23 protein-coding genes and 1 other annotated feature are annotated in these 24,553 nt (G+C 38.0%); all 23 genes read right to left on the minus strand.

The annotated features are described in order from the left end of the window. Positions 1 to 16 precede the first annotated feature (16 nt). The gene (pyrE, locus tag LT143_RS04190) at positions 17 to 649 is read right to left on the minus strand and encodes an orotate phosphoribosyltransferase (RefSeq protein WP_246940105.1); all 633 of its coding nucleotides are present in this window, start codon (positions 647 to 649) and stop codon (positions 17 to 19) included. After that, a complete protein-coding gene (gene pyrF / locus LT143_RS04195; RefSeq protein WP_246940107.1) occupies positions 646 to 1,359 on the minus strand; it encodes an orotidine-5'-phosphate decarboxylase in 714 nt (237 codons plus the stop codon). The genes pyrE and pyrF overlap by 4 nt, the downstream gene beginning before the upstream one ends. Further along, a complete protein-coding gene (locus LT143_RS04200) occupies positions 1,329 to 2,273 on the minus strand; it encodes a dihydroorotate dehydrogenase (protein WP_418909800.1) in 945 nt (314 codons plus the stop codon). Before LT143_RS04200 ends, pyrF begins: the two co-directional genes overlap by 31 nt. Beyond that, positions 2,270 to 3,031, minus strand: a complete 762-nt coding sequence (locus LT143_RS04205) for a dihydroorotate dehydrogenase electron transfer subunit (protein ID WP_272495684.1) — start codon at positions 3,029 to 3,031, stop codon at positions 2,270 to 2,272. The genes LT143_RS04200 and LT143_RS04205 overlap by 4 nt, the downstream gene beginning before the upstream one ends. 14 nt (positions 3,032 to 3,045) lie before the next feature. Further along, complete coding sequence (carB, locus tag LT143_RS04210) at positions 3,046 to 6,258, minus strand: carbamoyl-phosphate synthase large subunit (RefSeq protein WP_246940111.1); 3,213 nt, start codon at positions 6,256 to 6,258, stop codon at positions 3,046 to 3,048. Further along, positions 6,251 to 7,345 carry a carbamoyl phosphate synthase small subunit gene (locus LT143_RS04215; RefSeq protein ID WP_246940113.1) on the minus strand — a complete coding sequence of 365 codons (1,095 nt, stop codon included), beginning with the start codon at positions 7,343 to 7,345 and terminating at the stop codon, positions 6,251 to 6,253. Before LT143_RS04215 ends, carB begins: the two co-directional genes overlap by 8 nt. Continuing rightward, entirely contained in the window at positions 7,342 to 8,631 is a 1,290-nt protein-coding gene (locus tag LT143_RS04220; RefSeq protein WP_246940115.1) for a dihydroorotase, read from the minus strand. The genes LT143_RS04215 and LT143_RS04220 overlap by 4 nt, the downstream gene beginning before the upstream one ends. Next, entirely contained in the window at positions 8,598 to 9,530 is a 933-nt protein-coding gene (locus LT143_RS04225; protein ID WP_246940117.1) for an aspartate carbamoyltransferase catalytic subunit, read from the minus strand. The genes LT143_RS04220 and LT143_RS04225 overlap by 34 nt, the downstream gene beginning before the upstream one ends. Before the next feature lie 351 nt (positions 9,531 to 9,881). Next, positions 9,882 to 11,186: a solute carrier family 23 protein gene (locus tag LT143_RS04230; RefSeq protein ID WP_246940119.1), complete on the minus strand. Its 1,305-nt coding sequence runs from the start codon at positions 11,184 to 11,186 to the stop codon at positions 9,882 to 9,884. Positions 11,187 to 11,363: 177 nt separating this feature from the next. After that, positions 11,364 to 11,906: a bifunctional pyr operon transcriptional regulator/uracil phosphoribosyltransferase PyrR gene (gene pyrR, locus LT143_RS04235; RefSeq protein ID WP_246940121.1), complete on the minus strand. Its 543-nt coding sequence runs from the start codon at positions 11,904 to 11,906 to the stop codon at positions 11,364 to 11,366. Positions 11,907 to 12,105: 199 nt separating this feature from the next. Further along, entirely contained in the window at positions 12,106 to 13,020 is a 915-nt protein-coding gene (locus tag LT143_RS04240; protein WP_246940124.1) for an RluA family pseudouridine synthase, read from the minus strand. Further along, complete coding sequence (gene lspA / locus LT143_RS04245; RefSeq protein WP_246940399.1) at positions 12,995 to 13,483, minus strand: signal peptidase II; 489 nt, start codon at positions 13,481 to 13,483, stop codon at positions 12,995 to 12,997. Before lspA ends, LT143_RS04240 begins: the two co-directional genes overlap by 26 nt. 142 nt (positions 13,484 to 13,625) lie before the next feature. Further along, positions 13,626 to 13,961 carry a TraR/DksA family transcriptional regulator gene (locus tag LT143_RS04250; RefSeq protein ID WP_246940127.1) on the minus strand — a complete coding sequence of 112 codons (336 nt, stop codon included), beginning with the start codon at positions 13,959 to 13,961 and terminating at the stop codon, positions 13,626 to 13,628. A gap of 321 nt (positions 13,962 to 14,282) precedes the next feature. Continuing rightward, complete coding sequence (locus LT143_RS04255) at positions 14,283 to 15,497, minus strand: ISL3 family transposase (RefSeq protein WP_246940130.1); 1,215 nt, start codon at positions 15,495 to 15,497, stop codon at positions 14,283 to 14,285. A 180-nt stretch (positions 15,498 to 15,677) separates the two neighbouring features. Continuing rightward, complete coding sequence (gene ileS, locus LT143_RS04260; RefSeq protein WP_246940133.1) at positions 15,678 to 18,446, minus strand: isoleucine--tRNA ligase; 2,769 nt, start codon at positions 18,444 to 18,446, stop codon at positions 15,678 to 15,680. Positions 18,447 to 18,552: 106 nt separating this feature from the next. Further along, positions 18,553 to 18,794: a binding site (T-box leader), on the minus strand. Between the two features lie 58 nt (positions 18,795 to 18,852). Then, complete coding sequence (locus LT143_RS04265) at positions 18,853 to 19,362, minus strand: DivIVA domain-containing protein (RefSeq protein ID WP_246940136.1); 510 nt, start codon at positions 19,360 to 19,362, stop codon at positions 18,853 to 18,855. Positions 19,363 to 19,451: 89 nt separating this feature from the next. Next, the gene (locus LT143_RS04270) at positions 19,452 to 20,225 is read right to left on the minus strand and encodes a YlmH family RNA-binding protein (protein ID WP_246940138.1); all 774 of its coding nucleotides are present in this window, start codon (positions 20,223 to 20,225) and stop codon (positions 19,452 to 19,454) included. A 159-nt stretch (positions 20,226 to 20,384) separates the two neighbouring features. After that, entirely contained in the window at positions 20,385 to 20,654 is a 270-nt protein-coding gene (locus LT143_RS04275) for a YggT family protein (RefSeq protein ID WP_246940141.1), read from the minus strand. A 1-nt stretch (position 20,655) separates the two neighbouring features. After that, the gene (locus tag LT143_RS04280) at positions 20,656 to 21,105 is read right to left on the minus strand and encodes a cell division protein SepF (RefSeq protein WP_246940143.1); all 450 of its coding nucleotides are present in this window, start codon (positions 21,103 to 21,105) and stop codon (positions 20,656 to 20,658) included. Positions 21,106 to 21,187: 82 nt separating this feature from the next. Next, complete coding sequence (locus LT143_RS04285; RefSeq protein WP_246940146.1) at positions 21,188 to 21,856, minus strand: YggS family pyridoxal phosphate-dependent enzyme; 669 nt, start codon at positions 21,854 to 21,856, stop codon at positions 21,188 to 21,190. Between the two features lie 7 nt (positions 21,857 to 21,863). Beyond that, positions 21,864 to 22,685, minus strand: coding sequence for a peptidoglycan editing factor PgeF (pgeF, locus tag LT143_RS04290; protein ID WP_246940149.1), 822 nt, complete (start codon positions 22,683 to 22,685; stop codon positions 21,864 to 21,866). Positions 22,686 to 22,904: 219 nt separating this feature from the next. Continuing rightward, the gene (locus LT143_RS04295) at positions 22,905 to 23,171 is read right to left on the minus strand and encodes a YlmC/YmxH family sporulation protein (protein WP_246940151.1); all 267 of its coding nucleotides are present in this window, start codon (positions 23,169 to 23,171) and stop codon (positions 22,905 to 22,907) included. Positions 23,172 to 23,633: 462 nt separating this feature from the next. After that, a complete protein-coding gene (gene sigG / locus LT143_RS04300; protein ID WP_246940153.1) occupies positions 23,634 to 24,413 on the minus strand; it encodes an RNA polymerase sporulation sigma factor SigG in 780 nt (259 codons plus the stop codon). Between the last annotated feature and the right edge of the window lie 140 nt (positions 24,414 to 24,553).

The raw sequence follows: 24,553 nt of genomic DNA on the forward strand, positions 1-24,553 counted from the left end.
ATGACGATCCTTTTCTCTATGCTGTTACCCAGGATCCGTCCTGAGGATTTTGTCTCCATTGTTCAAGCTTTTGAATATCTGTTTCTGCAATCTTTCCTTCTGAAGCTGCCACTTCCGCTAAGCTTGAGAAAGTTGTAATAGAGTGCGCGGAAACCTTCACACCTTCAAAATTTTCTTTAGCCACTTTTAGTTCGTAAGAGAATATAGCAGCAATTCCTAATACTACACAGCCCTCTGCTCGTAGTGCTTCTACCGTAGCTAAAGAACTTCCTCCAGTTGAGATTAGGTCTTCAATAACAACAACCTTCTGACCTGGCTTAATTGCTCCTTCTACCTGTTTTCCTTTACCATGACTCTTAGCTTTCCCTCTTACATAAACCATTGGAAGCTCTAGTGCATCACTTACCCATGCGGCTGGCGCAATGCCACCTGTTGCAGTACCCGCAATCACTTCTACACCAGCAAAATGCTCTTCTATGATTTCTTGTAAGCCTTTGGCTACGTCTTTTCGAACGTTTGGATATGACATAATTAAACGGTTATCGCAATAGATCGGTGACTTAATTCCTGATGACCATGTAAATGGATGATTAGGTTGTAATGAAACAGCCCCAATTTCTAATAAATGTTTTGCGATTTGTATTTTCATACTGTTACACCGTCCCATTCGTTTTTCATTAATTCGTACTTCTCCAAAGGATTCTCTGCTTTTGTAATACTTCTTCCCACCACAATCATGCTTGAACCTGCATTTTTAGCATCAGCAGGTGTTGCAACTCTTGCTTGGTCATCTTTTGCATCACTTGCTAGTCGAATTCCAGGAGTAACCGTTAAAAAATTACTCCCACAAACCTCATTTAACATCGGAACTTCTAATACAGAACAAACAACTCCGTCTAATCCTGAATCTTGAGAAAGTCTCGCGTACGATATGACTGTTTCTGATAAAGAATGTTGAATTAATAACTCGTTTCTTAACATTTCGTCATTTGTACTAGTTAGTTGAGTAACAGCAATTAACTTCGGCCTTTTTCCAATTGCCCCTGCTTCTAATCCTTCAAGAGCTGCTTCCATCATCGTACGACCACCAGCAGCATGAACATTCACTAGATCAACACCTAAAGATGCAAGGCTTTGCATTCCTTTTTTTACTGTATTCGGGATATCATGTAGCTTTAAGTCTAGGAAAATTTGATAGCCTTCACTTTTTAAATAGTGAATAATGGTGGGGCCCTCTTTATAAAATAGCTCCATCCCAACTTTTACATACAAGTCCTTGCCTTTAAAGGGTCTCAAAAAACTTTGAACCTCTTGTAAATTATTAAAATCTAACGCAATGATAAGGGGGTGCTTTTGCATGCCTTATTCCAGCTCCTTCCGATACACTCTGAGATATGATCGTAGCCTAGCTCATCTAATAACCCAGGGAGTTCATCAATAATGGTTGGACATACAAACGGGTCAACGAAATTCGCAGTTCCTACCGCTACTGCACTTGCACCAGCATATAAGTACTCAATTACATCGGTTGCATTTTGCACCCCACCCATTCCAATAATTGGAATACCTACTTGTTGACTTACTTCGTAAATCATACGAATAGCAACTGGTTTAATTGCTGGCCCTGATAATCCACCAGAGCGGTTGGCCAAAATAGGTGTTCCTGTTTTTAAATCAAGACGCATTCCAAGTAAAGTGTTAATCATCGTTAAACCGTCTGCGCCTGCTTGTTCAACTGCTTTAGCCATATCAACGATATTAGATACATTTGGTGATAGTTTCACGTAAACAGGAACCTCTGAAACTTCCTTTACTTGTCTCGTCACATCCGCTGCTACCTCTGGAATAGTCCCAAAAGCAATTCCACCTGTTTTAACATTTGGACAGGAGATATTTAATTCTAATGCATGGACATTTTTAGCTTTTGAAATGTTTCTCGCGACCTCAACATAGTCTTCTACAACAGAACCGGCAACATTAGCAATGATGGGTGTTTCATATTGCTCTAACCATGCTAGTTCCTCAGACAGTACCTTCTCAAGTCCAGGATTCTGTAGTCCAATTGCATTTAACATGCCTGCAGAGGTTTCAGCTACACGTGGAGTCGGATTACCAAACCTTGGTTCGACGGTAGTTGCCTTAATCATGATGGCACCTAAAACATTTAAATCATATAGCTTGCCATACTCTTTACCAAAACCAAAACAGCCTGACGCTGGCATAATTGGATTTTTCAACTGTAAGCCTGGAAGCTCCATCATTAATCTGCTCATAGTACCACCTCACCTACTCTAAATACTGGTCCATCGCTGCAAACCTTCTTGTAAGCATAGCCCGTTGGATCATTTTGTACATGACATACGCAAGCAAAGCATGCACCAATCCCGCAACCCATTCTTTCTTCTAGTGATAAATAAGCTCGTTTCTCACGATAGCGTTCTTCTAGTGCTCGAAGCATTGGTGTTGGTCCACATGAATATAACGTATCAAAGGCAAGACAATATTGATCAATAACAGTTGTTACGAAACCAGCGGTTCCGTATGTCCCGTCGACTGTTGCGACATAGGTTTCACCTAGTTCGTTGAACTTCGACTCATAAAAAGTATTTTCCATTGATTGAAAGCCGAGAACATGGATGACATTTACCCCTCGATTTACCAATTGCTTTGATAACTCATAAAGAGGGGGGACGCCAATACCGCCCCCAACAAGTAACGCTGTTTCCCCTTTTTGAGTCGCCTCTACAGGAAACCCATTTCCTAGAGGACCGAGAATATTAACTTGATCCCCCGCTCTCTTTTCTGAGAGCAAACTAGTTCCTAACCCATCACGGCGATACAGCATCGTAAACTGTTTATTCTCATGATCAATGGAACAGATACTGATAGGTCTTCTTAGTAAAGGTTCCACACCAGTTGCTACTTTGATATGAACAAATTGTCCTGGTCCTTTCATGTAGTCAACTAGCTTTCCTTGAACCGTCAGTTCAAAAATATCCTTAGCAATGGGTTTCTGTGCAATGATTGTCATCCACTCTTGCTGAATCACGCTAAGACCACCTCTTGCTTACGTGTGATTGGTTCCATTGCCTGTGCCTGGAATGTCATAGACTCTAGTACCCCTAAGATGGCATAAGCAGTATCTAATGAAGTTAAACAAGCTACTCCGTTTTCCACTGATTCGCGTCGGATTCTAAAACCATCACGTGCAGGTTGCTTCCCTCTTGTTAGTGTATTAATGACGAATTGTGCTTCACCTTTTCTAATGACATCGATTAGATTTGGTTTTTCAGCGCCAATTTTATTTACAACCGTTACCGGAATATTTTCTTGTTGGATAAATGCTGCAGTCCCTTCCGTTGCTAAAATATTATAGCCGATCTGGTGGAAGCGCTTCGCAATACTTAATGCTTCTTCTTTGTCTTTGTCTGCTACTGTGAAGAGAACAGATCCATATAATGGAACAGATATCCCGGAAGCTACTAATCCTTTATATAAAGCCTTTTCAAGGGTTACATCCTTACCCATTACTTCTCCAGTTGATTTCATTTCTGGACCGAGGGTAATATCTACTCTTCTTAGTTTAGCGAATGAGAACACTGGGGCTTTCACATAAACACCACGAGATTCTGGATGATAACCGGTTTCATAGCCTAATTGTTTTAGCGGTGTTCCCAAAATTGTCTTTGTAGCTAGATTTGCCATTGGGACTCCAGTGATCTTGCTTAAAAATGGTACAGTTCTACTTGATCTCGGGTTTACTTCTAGTACATAAACTTGATTGTCAGCAATAACAAACTGAATGTTTAATAGTCCAATAATGTTTAACCCTTTTGCAAGCTTAATTGTGTAGTCAATAATTTCTTCTCTTATTTCATTCGAAAGATTTTGTGGAGGGTAAACTGCAATAGAGTCACCCGAGTGTACACCTGCACGCTCAATATGTTCCATGATTCCAGGAATATATACTGTTTCTCCATCTGAAATGGCGTCTACTTCAATTTCTTTACCAGTTAAGTATCGGTCGATCAAGACTGGGTGCTCTGGATTAATTTTTACTGCATTTTCCATATAGTGTAATAATTCATCTTGATGATAGACAATCTCCATCGCTCTTCCACCAAGTACATAAGATGGTCGAACTAGAACAGGATAGCCGATCTTTTCTGCCACTAACACGGCTTGTTCTACAGACGTTGCCGTTTTCCCTTCTGGTTGCGGAATCCCTAGAGTTGAAAGAGCATGCTCAAACTTATCACGGTTTTCAGCTCGATCTAAATCTTCTAGTGATGTACCAAGAATTTTAACACCCTTTTCAGCTAAACCAGCTGCTAGGTTGATTGCTGTTTGACCACCGAATTGAACAATCACACCTTCTGGTTGTTCAACTTCTATAACATGCATAACATCTTCAACCGTTAGCGGCTCAAAGTAAAGCTTATCAGATGTGTTAAAGTCAGTTGAAACTGTTTCAGGGTTGTTGTTGATAATGATTGCTTCATAGCCAGCTTCTTTAATTGCCCAAACGGAATGTACAGTCGCGTAATCGAATTCAATTCCTTGCCCGATTCGAATTGGACCAGAACCAAGTACTAATACACTTTTCTTATTCGTTACTGCCGACTCATTTTCGTCCTCATATGTTCCGTAGTAATAAGGAGTTGAGGATTCAAATTCAGCTGCACAAGTATCTACCATTTTATAGACTGGGAACAGCTTATGTTCTTTTCTTAGTTCATAGATTTCTGTTTCTTTCATGTTCCAAAGTTTTGCAACAGCTTTATCTGAGAAGCCGATTCGCTTAGCTGTTGTTAGTAGTTCTAAATCTCCAATGTTTTCACTAAGCTGATGATCCATTTTTACGATGTTTGCAAATTTATGAAGGAAGAACAGGTCAATTTTGCTCCATTCGAAGATTTGTTCTATGGTAATCCCTCTTCTTAACGCTTCTCCTACAATAAATAAACGCTCATCATCTGCTTTTGAAATTCTTTTTTCAATTTCCTCATCTGTTAAACTACGGAAGGCTTCTTCTGTAAAATGATAGAGTCCTACTTCTAAAGAACGAATTGCTTTTAATAGAGACTCTTCTAACGTACGACCAATTGCCATTACTTCACCAGTCGCCTTCATTTGAGTACCAAGTTTTCGATTTGCAGACTCAAACTTATCAAATGGCCATCTTGGAATCTTTGTTACGATATAGTCGAGTGCAGGCTCAAAGCATGCATATGTTTTACCTGTCACAGGATTCATCATTTCATCAAGTGTTAAACCAACTGCAATTTTAGCCGCAAGCTTTGCTATTGGATATCCTGTCGCTTTTGATGCTAATGCAGATGAACGGCTTACACGCGGATTTACCTCAATTACATAGTACTGAAAGCTGTCTGGATCTAATGCAAGTTGAACGTTACATCCACCTTCAATTCCTAGGGCACGAATAATCTTTAAAGAGGCATTACGTAGTAATTGGTACTCTCGATCGCTTAAAGTTTGGCTTGGTGCGACTACAATGGAGTCACCTGTATGAACGCCAACTGGGTCAATGTTTTCCATGTTACACACGACAATGGCATGGTCACCGCTATCTCTCATTACTTCGTATTCAATTTCTTTAAATCCAGCAATACTCTTTTCTAATAAACATTGTGTTACCGGGCTATTTTTTAAACCGCTTGTTACGATTTCAATTAATTCTTCTTCATCTTCACATATACCGCCACCAGTACCCCCTAAAGTGTAAGCAGGGCGAACAATAACTGGGTATCCAACTTCTTCAACAAATTTATAAGCTTCCTCAAGGTTATGGATAATGTCACTTTCAGGTACTGGCTGATTTAATTCATGCATTAATTGACGGAATAAGTCACGGTCTTCCGCTTGTTCAATCGCAGAAAGCTTTGTACCGAGAATCTCTACTCCACACTCTTCAAGTACACCCGCTTTTGATAAAGCAACGGCAAGGTTTAAGCCCGTTTGACCACCTAAAGTTGGAAGTAGAGCATCTGGGCGTTCCTTACGGATGATTTTACTCACAAACTCTACTGTTAAAGGCTCAATATATACTTTGTCTGCCATTTCTGAATCTGTCATGATTGTTGCTGGGTTTGAGTTAACAAGTATTACCTTATAACCTTCTTCTTTTAAAGCTTGACATGCTTGTGTTCCGGCATAATCAAATTCTGCTGCTTGACCAATGACGATTGGGCCTGATCCAATTACTAATATCGTTTCAATATCATGTCTTTTAGGCATATTGTTTAACCTCTCCCTTTTTATTGCGTTCAATTAATGCTTGAAATTCATCAAATAATTCACTTGCATCCTCCGGTCCTGGTGATGCTTCTGGATGATACTGTACAGTGAAAGCTGGATAATCAAGATGACGTAGACCTTCTACCGTCCCATCATTTAATGCAACATGCGTTACTTCTAAACGAGTGTCCACTAACGATTCTTCTTCAACCGTGTAACCGTGATTTTGAGCTGTAATGGCAACCTTTCCAGTCGGTAAATGCTTAACTGGATGGTTTGATCCACGGTGTCCAAATTTCATTTTCTCTGTATTCGCTCCACAAGCTAGAGCAAACAGCTGATGTCCTAAGCAAATACCGAATAATGGTACTTTTCCTAAAATTTCACGAATCATTTCGATAGCTTCTGGTACATCTTTTGGATCTCCAGGTCCATTACTTAGCATAATTCCATCTGGATTTAACTGAAGCATTTCTTTTGCCGTCGTGTTATAAGGAACTACCACTACATCACAATTACGATTATTTAGTTCACGTAGTATTCCGTGCTTCATCCCGAAATCTACTAGTACAACTCTGTCGCCTCTTCCTGGACTTGGGTAAGGGTTTGTTGTGGACACCTGTTGTACTTGATTCGTTGGAAGTACGTCGCTCTTAAGCTTTTGAACGATTTCTTCTACATTTACATCCATTGAACAGAAGGCACCTTTTAATGTTCCATATTGACGAATTATTCTCGTTAGTTTTCTAGTATCAATCCCAGATAAGCCTGGAATATTTTTTGCTTTAAAATATTCATCTAGTGTATATTCGCTTCTCCAGTTGGAAGGAAAATCACATACTTCCTTTACAATAAATCCAGATATTGCGGGAATAATAGATTCAAAGTCATCTCGGTTAATTCCATAGTTTCCGATTAACGGATAAGTAAGAGTAACAATTTGACCACAATACGAAGGATCAGACAGGATTTCCTGATAGCCAGTCATCCCAGTGTTGAATACCACTTCTCCAACTGATTGCTCTGTACTTCCAAAACCTTCTCCTACGAATACTGTTCCATCTTCTAAAATGAGCTGTCTTTTCATACTGTTACCTTCTCCTTTTCCCAAACAATATTTCCATCCACCATAGTTAGCTGTGGCCAACCTTTACAAGTCCAATCTGTGAATGGAGTGTTTTTTCCTTTTGATAGAAATGTAGCTGGATTAATAGTTTCTTCATTTTCAAGATCAATGACTGTTAGATCAGCTGCAGCACCTACTTCAAGTCTTCCATATGATAGGTTGAACGCTTCAGCAGGCTTAATTGTAAGGAAATCAACGAGTTGCTTAAGTGTTATGTGACCTTTTTCAACAAAATAGCTATATAGCAGTGGAAATGCTGTTTCTAAACCAACTATTCCAAAAGGAGCTAGTTGCATGCCTTCCGCTTTTTCAGCCTCTGTATGTGGCGCATGATCTGTTGCGATAAAATCAATCGTGCCATCTAATAGACCTTCAATAAGAGCAAGCTGATCATCTTTTCCTCTTAAAGGAGGGTTCATTTTATAATTAGGATCTAGTCCAGGAATATCTTCATCACATAATAAAAGGTGATGAGGAGTAACCTCAGCCGTTACTCGGATTCCCGCTCTTTTTGCATCTCTAACTACTCGAACCGATTCTTTTGTACTAATGTGGCAGACATGGTAATGACAGCCTGCAGCTTCCGCTAATAATACATCACGGGCAATATGAACCGATTCGCATACGGACGGAATACCGTTAATACCTTGTTCCTTTGAGAATGTTCCTTCATGGACAGATCCTTTATTAATAAGGGTATTATCTTCACAGTGAGCAACAATCGCCATATCAAGTGCAGCTGCTTTCTTCATTGCTTCTAACATGACTCCAGCACTCTGTACCCCTACACCATCATCTGTAAAAGCAAAGGCTCCCGCTTCTTTTAAAGCAGCAAAATCTGTTAGTGTTTCTCCTAGCTGCCTTACTGTAATGGCTGCATATGGTAATACGTGAATCGACGAAGTTTCCTTAATACGATTTTGTAACCACTCCATTTGTTCTTTTGTATCTGGAACTGGTCTTGTATTAGGCATTGGAGCAATAGTTGTAAATCCACCTTTTGCAGCAGCCTTTGTCCCTGTCTCAATTGTTTCCTTATGCTCGCCACCTGGCTCACGAAGATGTACATGGAGGTCTACAAGACCTGGCACAACTAGCTTATTTTGAACGTCAATAACTTGATCAATGTCTGTCGTTTCAATGGAGGAAGTAATCTCCACAACTTTTCCATCCTCAATCTTTATATCACTGCTGACTAATTGACCTTCTTGACTTAATAGCTTCCCATTTTTGAGTATTGTTGCCATTTTTCTTGTTCCCCCTTATTAGTGGTAACTACTTGTTTTAGTACGGCCATTCTTACATATACACCGTTTTTCATTTGCTCAAAGATTCTTGATCTTTCGCATTCTACTAAACTGTCGGCAATTTCAACATCTCGATTTACTGGAGCAGGATGCATTATAATACTGCCAGGTTTCATTTTTCTTTCTCTTTCGTGAGTTAATCCATATTGCGTATGATATTCTTTCGCTGTTAGCCCCATTTTTTCTCCGTGTCTTTCATGTTGGATACGAAGGAGCATGACAACATCAGCAATCTTAATTGCTTCATCTAATTCTAAGTAAGTCCCATTGGGATTAGATCCATCTGTCCATTCTCTTGGTCCAGAAAAGTAAACATTCGCTCCTAATCTAGCAAGAGTTTCTGCATTTGACTTTGCTACTCGGCTATGACGAATATCCCCTACAATCACGACATTAAGATGTTGAAACCTACCAAATTCTTTTCGAATGGTATATAAATCTAATAAAGACTGAGTGGGATGATGACCACATCCATCTCCTGCATTAATTATGGGGATTTTAATTGATGGGATTAGTTGATCAAAATAGTGATCTTCTGAGTGTCGAATGATTAACGCGTCTATTCCAATCGCTTCTAACGTCTTCACTGTGTCATAAAGAGTTTCTCCTTTTTGAACACTTGAATTTTCAGCTTCAAAATTCACGACTTGAAGTCCGAGTTTTTTCTCTGCAACTTCGAAACTGAAGCGTGTACGTGTACTTGGTTCGAAGAAGAGATTTGCAACAAATTGATCTTTCTCTGTCTTCCAGCTATCACCTTGTTCAAAGCGCTCTGCTTCATCTAGAATTAGTTGAATTTCAGTTTCGCTTAAATCACTCATCTTCACTAAATGTTTCATGTAGAGTCCTCCCATCATGGTTTAACAGCACATTTTTCAAAAGTGGCTATTCCTGTAAAGATTGTTGCTTTCGTAAAAATCCCAAAAGCCTGATTTTTACTAGGTAGTACAGTGTCCAGTGTTTTAGTTAGAGAGACTTGCTCTTTTCTAACAATTATTACTTCGGTTTTACGTTTTAAAAAGGCTAGGTTTTTATAAATATAGTTTGAAAAGCAACAAAGTTTTAGAAAAGATCCTTAAAAAAACACCCTTTTCTTTATGAAAAGGGTGTAAGAAAGCAGAAGGAGGGTATTAGTCCCCATTCCTTCTTTACACCCTTGCAAGCCTCTCTGGACTTAATTAAAAGGTGACCTATTTAAGATTGTCGTTAATATCGAACATATCTCCTGAAACATCTTCACGATCAGGTAGAATGATGTTTAAAATAATCCCTAGAATTGCTGCTAGCGCCATACCGTGTACTTCAAAGTTTTCAGATACTTTAATGATGGCTCCGCCAATTCCAATTACAAGAATAACAGAGGAGATAATTAAGTTACGGTTTTTCCCTAAATCAATTTTAGAATCTACCATCATACGTAATCCTGATGAAGCAATGATTCCAAATAGTAGGATTGACACTCCACCCATAACAGGTGTTGGAATGGAACTGATGATTGCACTAACCTTTCCAATGAAACCAAACACGATGGCAAACACAGCTGCACCAGCTATAACAAATACAGAGAATACTTTCGTAATCGCTAATACACCGATGTTTTCACCATAAGTCGTATTCGGAGGCCCACCAAGTAGTGATGCGATGATTGTTGCCACCCCGTCACCCATAATGGAGCGGTGTAAACCTGGCTTAGCAATTAAATCTCTGTGAACAACTTTACTTAATACCATTTGATGTCCAATATGTTCAGATAACGTTACAATGGCAACTGGAACCATTAATAGTACAATATCCCACGAGAAATCTACTCCAGTATAGAAAGTAACGAAGTCTGGAATTTGAAACCATTTTGCTTGTTGAACTCCTGATAAATCAACTAATCCTACGAAGAAGGAATAAATATATCCACCTGCAATTCCAAGTAATACGGGAATTAAGCTTAAAAATCCTTTTTTCAAATAAACTGAGAAGCTAATTGTTAAGATTAACGTCACTAATGCTGCTGAAAAATGAAGCAATGAATATGTTCCTGGATCACCAGGATTTTCTAGCATTGCCATATTAACGGCTACACCAGCAAGACCTAATCCAATAACAATGATAACTGGACCAACTACTACTGGTGGTAGTAATCTTATTAACCATCTGTATCCTGCGGCTTTTATAATGAGTGCTACTACTCCATATACGAGACCTGCTAAAAAGCTTCCAAGCATCGCCGCTTCTGGTCCACCAAGAGCGGTTGCTGCTATGATTGGTGCAATAAAAGCAAAGGAAGAACCTAAGTATGCTGGCACTTGACCTTTTGTAATCAGTAAAAATGCAAGTGTTCCAAGTCCGCTTGAAATCAGGGCAACTGCTGGGCTTAAGCCGGTTAAGAATGGAACTAGTACCGTTGCACCGAACATGGCAAACAGATGTTGAAAGCTTAGTGAGATCCAGCTTATTGGATTCGGTTTTTCATTTATGTCTAGTATGATGTCTTTTGATTTCATGTATGTTTCCCCCTATATGGTGTTACCAATATTTCTTCTCTTTTATTAAAGATATTATGCGTATATAATAAAACCCCTTTGCAAATCTTACGCAAAGAGGTAGGCAGCATACACTTATCCTAAGTAAGTATATGACCGCCCTTTGTTAGCCTCTCTGGACTCCCTTAAAAGGGCTATCTAGTTTTCATGTATTGTTACTTGCTCTAGTTCATCAACTTCATTTAGACCAACTACAATTTTTTCTGAGCTTGATGTTGGGATGCTTTTACCAACAAAGTCTGCGCGAATTGGAAGTTCGCGGTGCCCTCTATCCACTAAAACAGCAAGTTGGATTTGTGCTGGTCGACCTAGATCCATAACTGCGTCCATTGCAGCTCTGACAGTTCTTCCTGTAAATAGAACATCATCTACGAGGATCACTTTTTGGTTCGTTACATCAACAGGTACATCAGATCCTTTAAACAAAGGTTCCTGATCTTCTGTTTTTTTCGTAAGGTCATCACGGTAAAGCGTAATATCAACCTCACCCACAGGAATCTGCTTTCCTTCAATTTGCTCAATTTTTTCTGCAAGTCTCTTGGCAATGTAAATCCCTCTTGTCTTAATGCCAATGAGAATACATTGGTCAATCCCTTTATTTTTCTCAATAATCTCATGCGCAATTCTTGTTAATGCGCGACGAATGGCTTGTTCGTCAAGGACTATCGCTTTATACGTCATCAATCCTCACCTCTTTAGTTTTACCCTTAAAAGAAGTATAAAAAAATCCTCTCACTGTCAGTGAGAGGATAGACTTATCGTATAAAAAGGATACATGTGTAGCCTCATTATACTTACTCCGTTTCCTTCTCAGCCTCACAGGACTGTGTTAAAGGGTCTTATTCGATTAACTAGATTATGTCATTAGCCTCGAAATTTGTCAACTTCTTTTTTTCAACCACTCTAATACCTCTTCAAATTCTGGTGGTATAGGTGCTTCAAATTCTAAATATTCACCCGTTCTTGGATGGTCAAATCCTAAAATACCTGCATGTAAAGCCTGTCCATCAAGTTCAATCGTTTTTTTCGGCCCATACTTAGGATCTCCCGCTAATGGATAACCAATATATTTCATGTGAACGCGAATTTGATGAGTTCTTCCCGTCTCTAACTGACACTCTACAAATGTAAAATCCTTAAAACGCTCAAGTACTTGGAAATGCGTGACAGCATCTTTACTATTCTTCTCTGTCACGGTCATGCTTTGACGATCCTTTTCATCTCTACCTATTGGTGCATCAATGGTGCCTTTATCATGGGGTATGACACCATGAACAATTGCTTTATATCGCCTAGTGACTGTTTTATGAACTAGCTGATTAACTAAAGACTCATGAGCCTTATCATTTTTAGCTATCATCAGTAACCCTGATGTATCTTTATCGATTCTATGAACGATACCTGGACGCATTACACCGTTAATACCCGATAGATCTTTACAATGGGCCATTAACCCATTAACCAATGTACCTGAAACATGTCCAGGAGCAGGATGAACAACCATTCCTCTTGGCTTATTTACTACAAGTACATCCGCATCCTCATAATAGATTTCAAGGTTCATTTCCTCTGGCTCTACATCAAGAGGTTCTAAATCTGGGACTGTAAATGTAATGACATCGTCCTTCTTACATTTGTAGTTCCCTTTTACGACATTGTCATTAACAAGCACAATCTCACTTTTGATCCATTGCTGAACCTGAGAGCGAGACCAATCATCACTCATGGCTGTTAAAACTTTATCAATTCTTTCAAGATGTTCGTCTTCATTAACTTTGTATGTTACCTGTTCCATTCTCTTTCTCCTTTTCCTGCTTTCCTTCTAATAATGTATGAATAAAGAAAAGCCCTACCCCGATTACTAATGCGGAATCTGCAATATTAAAAATGGGAAAATCGTAAGTAAAAATATATGTATTTATAAAGTCTACGACTTCTTTACGAAATAAACGGTCTATAAAATTTCCAATTGCTCCACCTAGCATTAACCCAAGTGACCATCCCATTAATTTCTCTTTTGCAGATAGTCGTTGGATAAACACAACAATCCCGATAATAACAATTGTCGTTATAATATAGAAAAACCACATTTGCCCCTGTAAGATTCCCCATGCTGCTCCTCTATTTCGATGGGAAGTGAAATAAAGAAAATTCGTAATAAGTGGTATACTTTCACCCAGCTCCATATACCTTACAACTAACCATTTAGTAAACTGATCTAATAAAACCACAATAAATGCGATCACATAATAAATCAAGATGACTCCCCCGCTTCGGATAAGATACTTACTGATTTTATCACAGACTCCCCTTTCGGACAATGAAGCATTGTCAATCGACAAGTGCCTGTCACCTGTCGATTCAGTTTTTGCAAGAAAAAGACGCCTTAGTAGAGGCGCCTTATATTCTAACGAGGTCACTATAGGTAAAGTCGTGCAGTGTTCTTGCAGTAGGAATTGTGCGTAATTTCTCAATGGGAATTTGCTGACCTGTTTCTTCACAATATCCGTAAATTCCAAATTTAAATTTAAGTAATGCTCTTTTTACATCTTCTAAATCATCTTGAATGTGTTTTTGAATGAGAACTTTCTTTTCATCTTGGTTTCTTTGATAAAAGGGTTCAGTTGCAAATTCTTCATACAGGTGTTCACTACCTAGTTTAAGACGGTTTGCCAGCTCTTGTTGCATCATGAGAAGTTCAGAATGAATTTCATTAAGATCTACATCCAGATTCATTGAATTTCCTCCTCTAAGATGTTCAGTGTTGTGTATCATATAGTTTTACCTTTTGTCAAGAAAATACAAGCTACAAGATTTTCCTCTCATTCATAAGTTTCGTACTTAATTTAGTCTGTTTTGGTATAGATTTCTAATACATTTTATATACCGGACCCTTTATGAATAAAGAGAGGTTCATGTACATTACTCAAATTTAAAAAGCATTAAGCTTAAGAATACTTTTTATGATACTACTTTTTCTCAATCTCTTTAACCTATGTATGCTTAAACATTGGTTCTACGTCAAATGTTGGGGTGATGACTAAATAGTCGTCACCCTTATCCAATATGAGTACCTACTCTTTTATACTGATTAGTTAATAAGATCTTTGCTCTAAAACGCTTAAAGCTTCTAAATCCATAGGCATTCCTTTTGATGACTTTAGTTGAATTATTTATCCCCTCTAAAAATCCATTAGAGTAGTTATAGACAAAGCTATTGAGGATCTCTACTTGCCAATTCTTAAAGGTTTTTATGGCATTACTTAGTTCTGATATGTCAGCCGATTCAACCATTTCGTAAAACTCTACGAGTTCTTGTTTAACGGTAAAAATGTCTTCTTGGCCAATCTCTTTAGCCCTCTTAAACCATTTACAATAAGCTTCTTTCAATTCATACGCTTGTTTTAACTCATCAGACATATCTAAATAGCGTGCCAAATGCCAGCGTTCGTCCTCAGTTAATCGTTCATTCGCTTTATGAAATACGTGTTTCATTCTCTTACAAGTCTTTCGATCATAATCATGAAAGTCTCCCTGAACTTTTCTTCTAACCTTATCTAGAGCCCAGTAGATATACCTACAAAAGTGAAACCTGTCGGCAACGATGACTGGCTTACCTAGTGCTTCTTGAACAGCTGCTTTAAATGCAGAACTCATATCCATAATCACAATTTGAACGTTTGCCCCATGCTTTTTTAAGTAGTGCTTAATCGTATTTTTATATCGATTTGGTAGTATATCCAGAGGTTGTTTCGTTACTCCATCAGCTATAATCAACTGATATTTACCCTCTCTGGTATCACCTTTGTATTCATCAATCGCAATGACTGTAGGTAATAGCTCAACCTTTTTAATCTCATTATTAGCGATTTGATCAAATCTACGTACAACGGTCGAGGATGAAGTACCATAGATTTCACTTGTTTCCTTAAAGGATTTCCCTCTTATCGCTCTTATGGAAACCGCTTGATTCCACTCAACAGAGGTACGTTGATAACGCTCTACAATCTCTGTTTTCTCTGAAAACCGTTTACCACACACACATGCGTATCGACGTCTTCTATAGAATAGTTGTGTCTTTCTTTCAAACCACTTTAAATGTTCAATCTTCTGGATACGATAGTCATGTACACGTTTTGTTCGTTGATCACAACTAGGACAACGATGTATCCTCCGTTCTAACTCCAGGTGGATTTGAATAAACTCTCCAGCTTCCACAACCTTCTTCACTAGTACATCTTTCATTCCAGGTAAATTCATGATAAGATTCATATACACGTAAACTCCATTCTCTACTTGTTTCTAGACAATTCAAGTATAAAAGAATGGGAAGTTTGCGTGTATTTTTTTTGCAAAACAAATTGTATAAGTACCCCAACAAATATTATAGAGCCTAAACATTTTGTGCGATAAAAGAAGGCTTAAGGAGTTTTCCCCTTAAGCCTTTTATACTTATTCTGTATAGTTTTGTTTTATTACATCGGCACAACGCCCACATAAGGTTGGATGACTTGAATCTTCCCCAACTGTTGGTGTGACCACCCAACAACGTTCACATGTTTCACCTTCAGCAGCACCAATCTGAATGGAAACATCCTCAAATACTTGTGCGGTTGCTGGAGCCTCTTTCATTGAACCACCAAAATGAACACCTGACACGATGAATAGCTGTTTTAAATCCTCTTTAATTGAATCTAATAAAGCTTTAGACTTGTCATTTGTATATAGCGTAATGCTTGCTGTTAACGATTTACCGATTAGTTTCTCGTTACGAGCAACCTCTAGAGCCTTAAGGACATCATCTCGTAGCGACATAAACTGATCCCATTTTTGTTCAAGCTCTTTTGCACCTGAGATTTGGATTGATTCCGGCATATCTACTAGCTGAACACTTTCTTCTTCAACTCCGTGAATGTACTCCCAAACCTCGTCAGCTGTATGAGATAGAATAGGAGCAACTAGCTTTGTTAAGCTCAATAATGATTCATAAAGGACGGTTTGTATAGATCTGCGATCGCTCTGATCTGCTGCTTCAATATAAAGAATATCTTTTGCAAAATCAAGATAGAATGAGCTTAGCTCAATCGTACAGAAGTTATGGACAGCATGATAAACAGCTGCAAAGTCATATGATTCATAAGATTTTTTCACCTTATCAATCAATTTATTTAATTTTACAAGGATATAGAGATCCACTTCTCTTAGTTGATCAAAAGGAACCGCATCTTTCTGGTGGTTATAATCCGCTAAGTTTCCTAATAAGAAACGGAATGTGTTTCTTATCTTGCGGTAAACTTCAGAAACCTGCTTAAATCCATTATCAGATACACGAACATCTGACTGGAAGTCAACAGAAGCCACCCATAAGCGAAGAATATCTGCGCCAAATTGGTTAATAACTTTGCTTGGCAAGATAACATTACCAATTGATTTACTCATTTTTCTTCCTTGTTCATCAAGAGTGAAACCATGGCTTAGTACTGCTTTATATGGAGCTTTCCCAGTTACAGCCACACTTGTTGATAATGAAGAGTTGAACCAACCACGATATTGATCAGACCCTTCTAAATATAAATCAGCAGGACGCTGGAGGTCATCACGTTCTAATAATACAGATTGGTGTGAAGATCCTGAGTCAAACCAAACATCCATAATATCCGTTTCTTTTGTAAACTGACCATTAGGACTAGACTCATGAGTAAACCCTTCAGGAAGAAGGTCTTTTGCTTCACGCTCAAACCATATATTTGAACCATGTTCTCTAAACAGGGTAGAAACATGTTCAATCGTTTCGTCTGTAATGATAGGCTCCCCATTTTCACCATAAAACACAGGGATCGGAACTCCCCATACACGCTGACGGGAAATACACCAGTCACCACGATCACGAACCATATTAAATAGTCTAGTTTCTCCCCATGCAGGAACCCATTTCGTTTCTTGGATAGCTGCTAGTAATTCTTTGCGAATGTCAGCAATGGAAGCAAACCATTGGGCAGTTGCACGGAAAATTGTAGGTTTTTTTGTTCTCCAATCATGCGGATAAGAGTGTGTAATAAAGCTTAACTTTAATAAAGCACCTACTTCTTGCAACTTTTCAGTAATCGGCTTATTAGCTTCATCGTAGAAGAGACCTTCAAAACCTTTTGCTTCTGAAGTCATATAACCTTTCTCATCTACAGGACATAAAACATCTAGGCCATACTTTTTACCAACAATAAAGTCTTCTTCACCATGCCCTGGTGCAGTATGAACACAACCTGTTCCAGAATCTGTCGTTACATGTTCCCCCACCATTACTAATGAATCACGGTCATAGATTGGATGCTTTGCTACCACACGGTCAAGCTCTAACCCTTTCACTGTTTTCACAACCTGTGGATTTTCCCATTCTAATACCTTTGTCACTTCTTCTAGGAGTGCTGACGCAATGACGTATTTCTGATTGTTTACTGACACCACACTATACTCAAGTTCAGGGTGTAATGAAATACCTAGGTTTGCAGGAATAGTCCAAGGCGTTGTTGTCCAGATAATGATTTTCTCATCGCCTTGTAAGACACCTTTTCCATCCTTAACATCAAAAGCAACATAGATGGAAGCAGAACGTTTATCTTGATATTCAATTTCTGCTTCAGCTAATGCTGATTCACTTGAAGGTGACCAATAGACTGGCTTTAGACCTTTATAGATATAGCCCTTCTTTGCCATTTCTCCAAACACTTTAATTTGCTGTGCTTCATATTCCGGCTTGAGTGTGATATATGGATTATACCAATCGCCTCTTACACCTAATCGCATAAATTGGTGTCTTTGACTGTCAATTTGTTCATACGCATATTCTTCACAAAGCTTTCTAAATTCAGAAACGCTCATTTCCTTACGATTTACCTTTTTATTTTTTGTCAGAGCCGTTTCAATAGGAAGTCCATGTGTATCCCATCCTGGTACATAAGGTGCACAATATCCAGTCATTGACTTATAGCGAACAATAAAGTCCTTTAACACTTTATTTAAGGCATGCCCCATATGGAGATCTCCGTTTGCATATGGAGGTCCATCATGTAGAACATATAACGGTCGACCCGCCGTCTTTTTTTGTACTTTTTCATAAATATTCATATCTGCCCATCTTGTTTGAACCTCTGGCTCACGGTTAGGTAAATTCCCACGCATCGGAAATTCCGTTTTAGGCATGAGTAATGTATCTTTGTACTCCATTTCTCTTTCCTCCAATTTTTAATAGTTTCATCATGTCCAAAATGTAGAATTGTTAAAAGTAAATGATTAGTAACGTTAAGAAAACGCAAAAAAGACCCTCTATCCCAAAAGGGACGAGAAGGTCTCGCGGTACCACCCTTATAGACTGATTCCAAACCATTACTTAATGTTTTGGTATTGAACAGTCCACTCTACATTCGTAACGAGAATGATTCGCCAATGCTTACTATTGTTCAGCTTGGGACTCAAGGGTGATCTTCATTCTTTTTCCTGTAACGGGCTCCCACCATCCCCGAATCGCTAAAACAGTTTACAAAAAGAAATTACTGTCCCTATCATAGTCAAATCCATTATCAGACATTGTTTGTTAATGAATTATATGTAATTATCTTTATTTCGTCAAGACCTAATCTTCTGAATCAAGTTCTGCTGATGGAACCTTAATTTCCTTATTAAGTTCCATTAGGTGATCCCAATCATCATTTTCAATCAAGTCTAATTGAGCTTGGATGAGCATTCTGAATCTGTTTCGGAAAACTTTAGATTGTTTTTTAAGCTCATCAATTTCAATTGTGACTTTTCTAGCCTTTACAAGTGATTCATTAATGATACGGTCTGCATTTTTCTCTGCTTCTTTGACTATTAATTTAGCCTCTTTAGTAGCGTTTCTTTTTACTTCTTCTGCTGTTTCTTGAGCAATAAGAATTGATTTGTTAAGTGTCTCTTCAATGTTAGAGAAATGTCCAACTTTTTCTTTTAACTCAATGACCTTTTCTTCTAATTCCTTCTTTTCACGAATTACTAACTCATAGTCTTTAATTACCTGGTCAAGAAATTCATTTACTTCATCTTCATCGTATCCGCGAAACCCTCTAGAGAATTCCTTATTATGAATATCCAATGGTGTTAAAGGCACTCTGGCCACCTCCACGTTCTCATTTATACAATTTTTTTCTTAATTCGACAATTTTACCTCTATTTCCTTCTATTTTAACAAACTTTTTGCTATTTGGCTTTACCTAATTTTAATCTATATTTATCTCTTTTTGTCTTCCCTTCTATTTCAATTATTTTACACCTTCCGAATCCCCTTACAGACAACATGTCTCCCTCTCTACATTCAAAAGAGGTTTCTTCTACCTGCTTCCAATTAACCTTTACAACTCCCCCCTTAATAAGTGGAGAAGCTTTTGACCTTGATAGATTATATGCTTCTGCAATTAGAACATCTAACCGAAGTGATGATGCTGTACAAAACTCCTCTTTCCATTCCTCTACAACGGGAAGAAGAGCTGTGAACTCTTTTTCTATCAACGTAACTTTAGCTCTGCCGATAGAATGTAAGTTCATTTGTATGAAATCTGCAACTTCTTTAGCAACAATAATTTGAACCCGTTCATTGTCGAATAGAATGTCACCATACTTAGCTCGTTTTAGCCCTAATGACATAAGTGAACCTAAGACTTGTGGATGCTCAATGGTTACAAATTTATGAGGATATTCAACCTCAAATAGTTTTAACTGAAAGTCAATTAATTCTGGTACATAATAGTCTGGATAGAAAAGCGCTCGTTGTCTTTCTAGTTGGTCAGACCCTCCCAAAAATTGAACCTGAACATCTTGGTTCTGTCCAATTACACTTTTCACTATATGCTGTTCCCTTGGATCTAAAAAGTCTGATAACTTAGGGCTATAATTAGACATAACTAACTCTTTCCATTCTAAAACCTGATCTATGAACGCATGTTCTTCAGGCCTAAAATGCTGGTAGATCGTCATTACTTTCTCTCCATTCGCTAATAGTTGCTTAACAATAAAGGGGAACCTATAGAAGATTCCCCTCATACTACATTACTTTATTTGAGATTACATTCACTGCATTCGTTCCTGACTGTTTATAGAAAGTCATCTTTTAGTGCGGTTCTAATAAAGTTCACCTTAAATAAGACCTAAAAATTGGAATAAAGATACTAATCCTCTTTGCGCAAAATTCAATAAGAAAATAGCAACAATAGGTGAGATATCAATCATTCCCAGCGGAGGAATAATTCGTCTAAATGGCTCTAAATAAGGCTCACAAATTTTAGCTAGAAATTGGCCAAATCCACTTTGTTTGGCATTTGGGAACCAAGAAAGTAAAATATAAATAATTAGACCATAGGAATAAATAGTTAGGGCATACAACAAAATTTGCAATAAAGTATTCAATTTACCACCTCTTCTCTGTCATGTCTTCTTCATAGTTGTCACTAGAAATGCTACCTGATACATCAACATTATCTGGGGTACATAAAAAGATATTCGCCCCTACTTTTTGTATATCGCCACCTACGGCATAAACGGTACCACTTAAGAAGTCAACAATTCGAATTGCTTGGTCATGTGAAATACGTTGTAAATTTATGACAACTGATCTTCTATTCTTTAAATGGTCAGCTATTTCTTGTGCTTCTGAATATGTCCTTGGCTCAAATAATACCATTTTAGAAGAATTCTTCGGAACGCTTTGTAGGCTTACTACATTTTGTTTTGTAGTCGGTTGGTGCTTTGCAGATCTTGACACAACCATTTCCTCTTCCTCAACGGATTGTTCATAATCATTATAATCATATTCATCATCTAGAGCAAAAAAGTTCTTAAACTTTGATTTTACACTCACTTTGTATCCTCCTATCGTCTCTATAGGTCATTAAAAATCAGATGTCTTAAAATGTAAAGCATTATTCTAAACGAGAAAAGCCTTATGCAAATATGGAAGTACCAATTCGAATAAAGGTTGCTCCTTCTTCAATTGCAATCTCATAATCATTAGACATACCCATTGATAACTCTTTACAACTTGCGTTTGGAAGTTGTAATGCTTGTACATCATTTCTTAACTCTCTCAATTTCACAAAACATTCTCGAATGACTTCGGTTTGTTCTGTATTCGGTGCCATTGTCATAAGACCAACAACTTCAATGTTCTTATAATCCATCAGCTCTTTAACAAAATCAGTGACTTCATTAGGGGTTAAACCATGCTTTGATTCTTCTCCAGATGTGTTTACTTGAACAAAACACTTTACTGGCGCATCAGAGCGCTTATTAATTTCTGCCGCTAATGATATACGGTCTAAAGAATGTATGTAATCAACTTCATTTATGATGTTCTTAACTTTACGAGTTTGAAGGCTGCCAATAAAGTGCCAGTTAGGCTCTGAGCCTAGTTGAGCTTTTTTCTCAAGTAAACCTTCATCTCGGTTTTCTCCAATATGCGAAATCCCAGCTTGAATAGCTTCTTTTGCTTGCTCTACTGTTACATATTTTGTCACAGCAATTAAATGTATTTCTTCCGGATTCCGATTGACCTTTGAACATGCTTGTTCAATTTTATGCAAGATGTTTGCTACATTCTCTTGTACTGGCAAAAGTTCTTCAATCCTCCTTATAACCGATAAAACTCATCATTCTACCCGTTTTTCCACGATCTCTACGATGGGAGAAAAACAGTTGATCTTCACAAGAGGTACATCTTGAACTCATGATGATATTTTCCTCTTGAACGCCTGCCTTCAGTAGAATTTGTTGATTTAGCTTAGCCAAGTTAAGCGAGTATTGACCAGGAGAAATCTCGATAAAAGGTAGGACATCCTGATCATCGAGCACTTTTTTCACCTCGTTAATCACATAATCATCAACAACATAACAGCAGTTTAAGATGGATGGTCCTATACATACATGGATATTCTCAGCCTGAACTCCTTCTTCTTCTACCCAACATCTTACCATACGACTTGCAATTTCTCTCACTGTGCCCTTCCAGCCTGCATGTGCTAAACCAATAAGCCCCCTTGAAGGTTCGATGAAGTAAAGAGGGACACAATCCGCATATACAGAAGTAAGTAAAATATTTGCTTCTGATGTATATACTCCATCTGTACATGGAATTCCCTCTTCATACTTCATGACACCTTTACCTCGGTCAGCTTTTGTTACCTTTTTTATATGATGGTCATGTACCTGTTCAGAACATACCCAATCTTCTAAAGGAAAATGAAGTAGTCCAGCAAGTCTTCCTCTATTTTGTATAACATGGTCCTTAGAATCATTTACATGTAAACCTAAATTAAGCGTAGAAAATGGTTCTTGGCTATAGCCACGATTTTTTGTTGTAAATCCCGCTGTAATAGTTGGAAACATGTTTTTCCAAGGGACAATACATAAATATTCATCCTGTACTAAATGTAAAGGCTCCATTTTAAGCCTCCTTAGCCGTCTGACATTCCTGGAAGGGAAAATATCCCTTCGACACTATTCTATCATAAATGACGATGAGAGGGGTATTGCATTTTTATTAGGTGTCGCTTTTTGAAATAAAAAGGCTCGACTCTCTCTATTTAGAGCACCGGATCCTGTACTACTAAGTACAAAAACGGCCTTTAAGATTATTATGATAGCAACCGTAAGTAATAGTGACTAGTTTGAGGATTCATTATAATCTTCACCAGATTGATAAAATCGAACTAGTATGACATCTGCACCAATTTTCACTATATTTCGCCAAGGTATAATGACATCTTCCCCTCTTCCAAACAACCCCATCATTCTGGTTCCAGTTGAAATAATAATAGCATCAATTTTTCCTGTTGTTGTATTAATCTCTAAATCATCTATATTTCCTAATTTTTTACCATCCGCAACATTCACAACATCCTTCACTTGAAAATCAGATATTTTTACCATTCAACCTCATCCTCTCTAAGGAAAACGAATTGGTCTTTCACAGTTCCATATTTCATTTATATGTTAAGAGGAAAGGTAATCATTCTTAAAACTAATAGCTCGGTAAAGAAATATGTTGAAATCCTGCACAGTTGGTAAAAGTGAATGATGTAAGACTCCAGGGTCCCACATGGTGTTTAAGTGACTTCTTGATTCTAAATCGGTCTAGTTCCTAAACTTTTTATCTTTTAGCTGTGTTAAAGTACAGTGTTGATTATTAGCAGAGTTGATTGAAGTGGAAGGACGCGAGACTCCTGTGGGAGAGCGGGTCGCGGGAGACCCCACAGGCACGGTTTTCGCCGAGGAGGCTCCCGGACTCGCCCACGGAAAGCGAGTGTCCTGGAACGAAAATCAACAACAAGTTTTAACAGAGGCTATCTTTTAAGTTTTAGGTTAAAAAAAGAACTGTCAACAAGACAGTTCTTAAGATTGTATGTTTTTATTCATTTGTCTGATTGCTGCTTTTTCTAATCGAGATACTTGAGCTTGTGAGATTCCAATTTCTTCTGCGACTTCCATCTGGGTTTTACCTTGAAAGAAGCGTTTACGCAGGATGAGCTTTTCACGATCATTTAAACGTCTCATTCCTTCTTTTAACGCTATCTCTTCAATCCATTGAATATCCTTATTTTTTTCATCACTTAGTTGGTCCATGACATAAATAGGGTCTCCCCCATCATTATAGATAGGCTCAAACAGTGAAACAGGATCTTGAATGGCATCTAATGCAAAGACAATTTCTTCATGAGGAACATCAAGTTCTTTTGCAATTTCTGCCGCAGTCGGTTCCCTTGATGTTTCACTCATTAGTCTTTCACGAACCTGTAATGCTTTATAGGCAATATCTCGCAAAGATCTTGATACACGAATTGGATTATTGTCTCGTAGATAACGTCGAATCTCTCCGATGATCATCGGTACAGCATATGTTGAAAATTTTACATTTTGACTTAAATCGAAATTGTCGATTGATTTCATTAGTCCAATACAACCAACTTGAAATAGGTCATCAACATATTCTCCTCTATTATTAAACCGCTGGATGACGCTTAGCACAAGACGTAAATTTCCATTCACAAGCTTTTCTCTTGCCCAGATTTCGCCACTTTGCATTTTCTTGAATAGCTCTCGCATCTCATCATTCTTAAGTACTGGAAGTTTAGAAGTGTCCACACCACAAATTTCTACTTTATTTCGAGTCAATTCTTTCCCTCCTAACGGGAGTGCTGTACAAAGTAAAGTATCTCCTTTGAAGGGAAATTTATGCACTTGACAAATACTGAATATAACGTAAAAGTAACGAAAATGATCGCTAAATGCTTGATGTGGCTTACTATTTGTCC

It is taken from the genome of Bacillus pinisoli, assembly GCF_023036475.1.
GTDB lineage: Bacteria > Bacillota > Bacilli > Bacillales > SA4 > Bacillus_BS > Bacillus_BS pinisoli.

Bases quoted from the DNA above. Each gene is read 5' to 3' on its own strand.
- pyrE (WP_246940105.1), bottom strand. From the start codon at position 649: ATGAAAATACAAATCGCAAAACATTTATTAGAAATTGGGGCTGTTTCA.
- pyrF (WP_246940107.1), bottom strand. From the start codon at position 1,359: ATGCAAAAGCACCCCCTTATCATTGCGTTAGATTTTAATAATTTACAA.
- LT143_RS04200 (WP_418909800.1), bottom strand. From the start codon at position 2,273: ATGAGCAGATTAATGATGGAGCTTCCAGGCTTACAGTTGAAAAATCCA.
- LT143_RS04205 (WP_272495684.1), bottom strand. From the start codon at position 3,031: ATGACAATCATTGCACAGAAACCCATTGCTAAGGATATTTTTGAACTG.
- carB (WP_246940111.1), bottom strand. From the start codon at position 6,258: ATGCCTAAAAGACATGATATTGAAACGATATTAGTAATTGGATCAGGC.
- LT143_RS04215 (WP_246940113.1), bottom strand. From the start codon at position 7,345: ATGAAAAGACAGCTCATTTTAGAAGATGGAACAGTATTCGTAGGAGAA.
- LT143_RS04220 (WP_246940115.1), bottom strand. From the start codon at position 8,631: ATGGCAACAATACTCAAAAATGGGAAGCTATTAAGTCAAGAAGGTCAA.
- LT143_RS04225 (WP_246940117.1), bottom strand. From the start codon at position 9,530: ATGAAACATTTAGTGAAGATGAGTGATTTAAGCGAAACTGAAATTCAA.
- LT143_RS04230 (WP_246940119.1), bottom strand. From the start codon at position 11,186: ATGAAATCAAAAGACATCATACTAGACATAAATGAAAAACCGAATCCA.
- pyrR (WP_246940121.1), bottom strand. From the start codon at position 11,906: ATGACGTATAAAGCGATAGTCCTTGACGAACAAGCCATTCGTCGCGCA.
- LT143_RS04240 (WP_246940124.1), bottom strand. From the start codon at position 13,020: ATGGAACAGGTAACATACAAAGTTAATGAAGACGAACATCTTGAAAGA.
- LT143_RS04250 (WP_246940127.1), bottom strand. From the start codon at position 13,961: ATGAATCTGGATGTAGATCTTAATGAAATTCATTCTGAACTTCTCATG.
- LT143_RS04255 (WP_246940130.1), bottom strand. From the start codon at position 15,497: ATGAATCTTATCATGAATTTACCTGGAATGAAAGATGTACTAGTGAAG.
- ileS (WP_246940133.1), bottom strand. From the start codon at position 18,446: ATGGAGTACAAAGATACATTACTCATGCCTAAAACGGAATTTCCGATG.
- LT143_RS04270 (WP_246940138.1), bottom strand. From the start codon at position 20,225: ATGACGATCTACCAGCATTTTAGGCCTGAAGAACATGCGTTCATAGAT.
- pgeF (WP_246940149.1), bottom strand. From the start codon at position 22,685: ATGGAGCCTTTACATTTAGTACAGGATGAATATTTATGTATTGTCCCT.
- LT143_RS04295 (WP_246940151.1), bottom strand. From the start codon at position 23,171: ATGGTAAAAATATCTGATTTTCAAGTGAAGGATGTTGTGAATGTTGCG.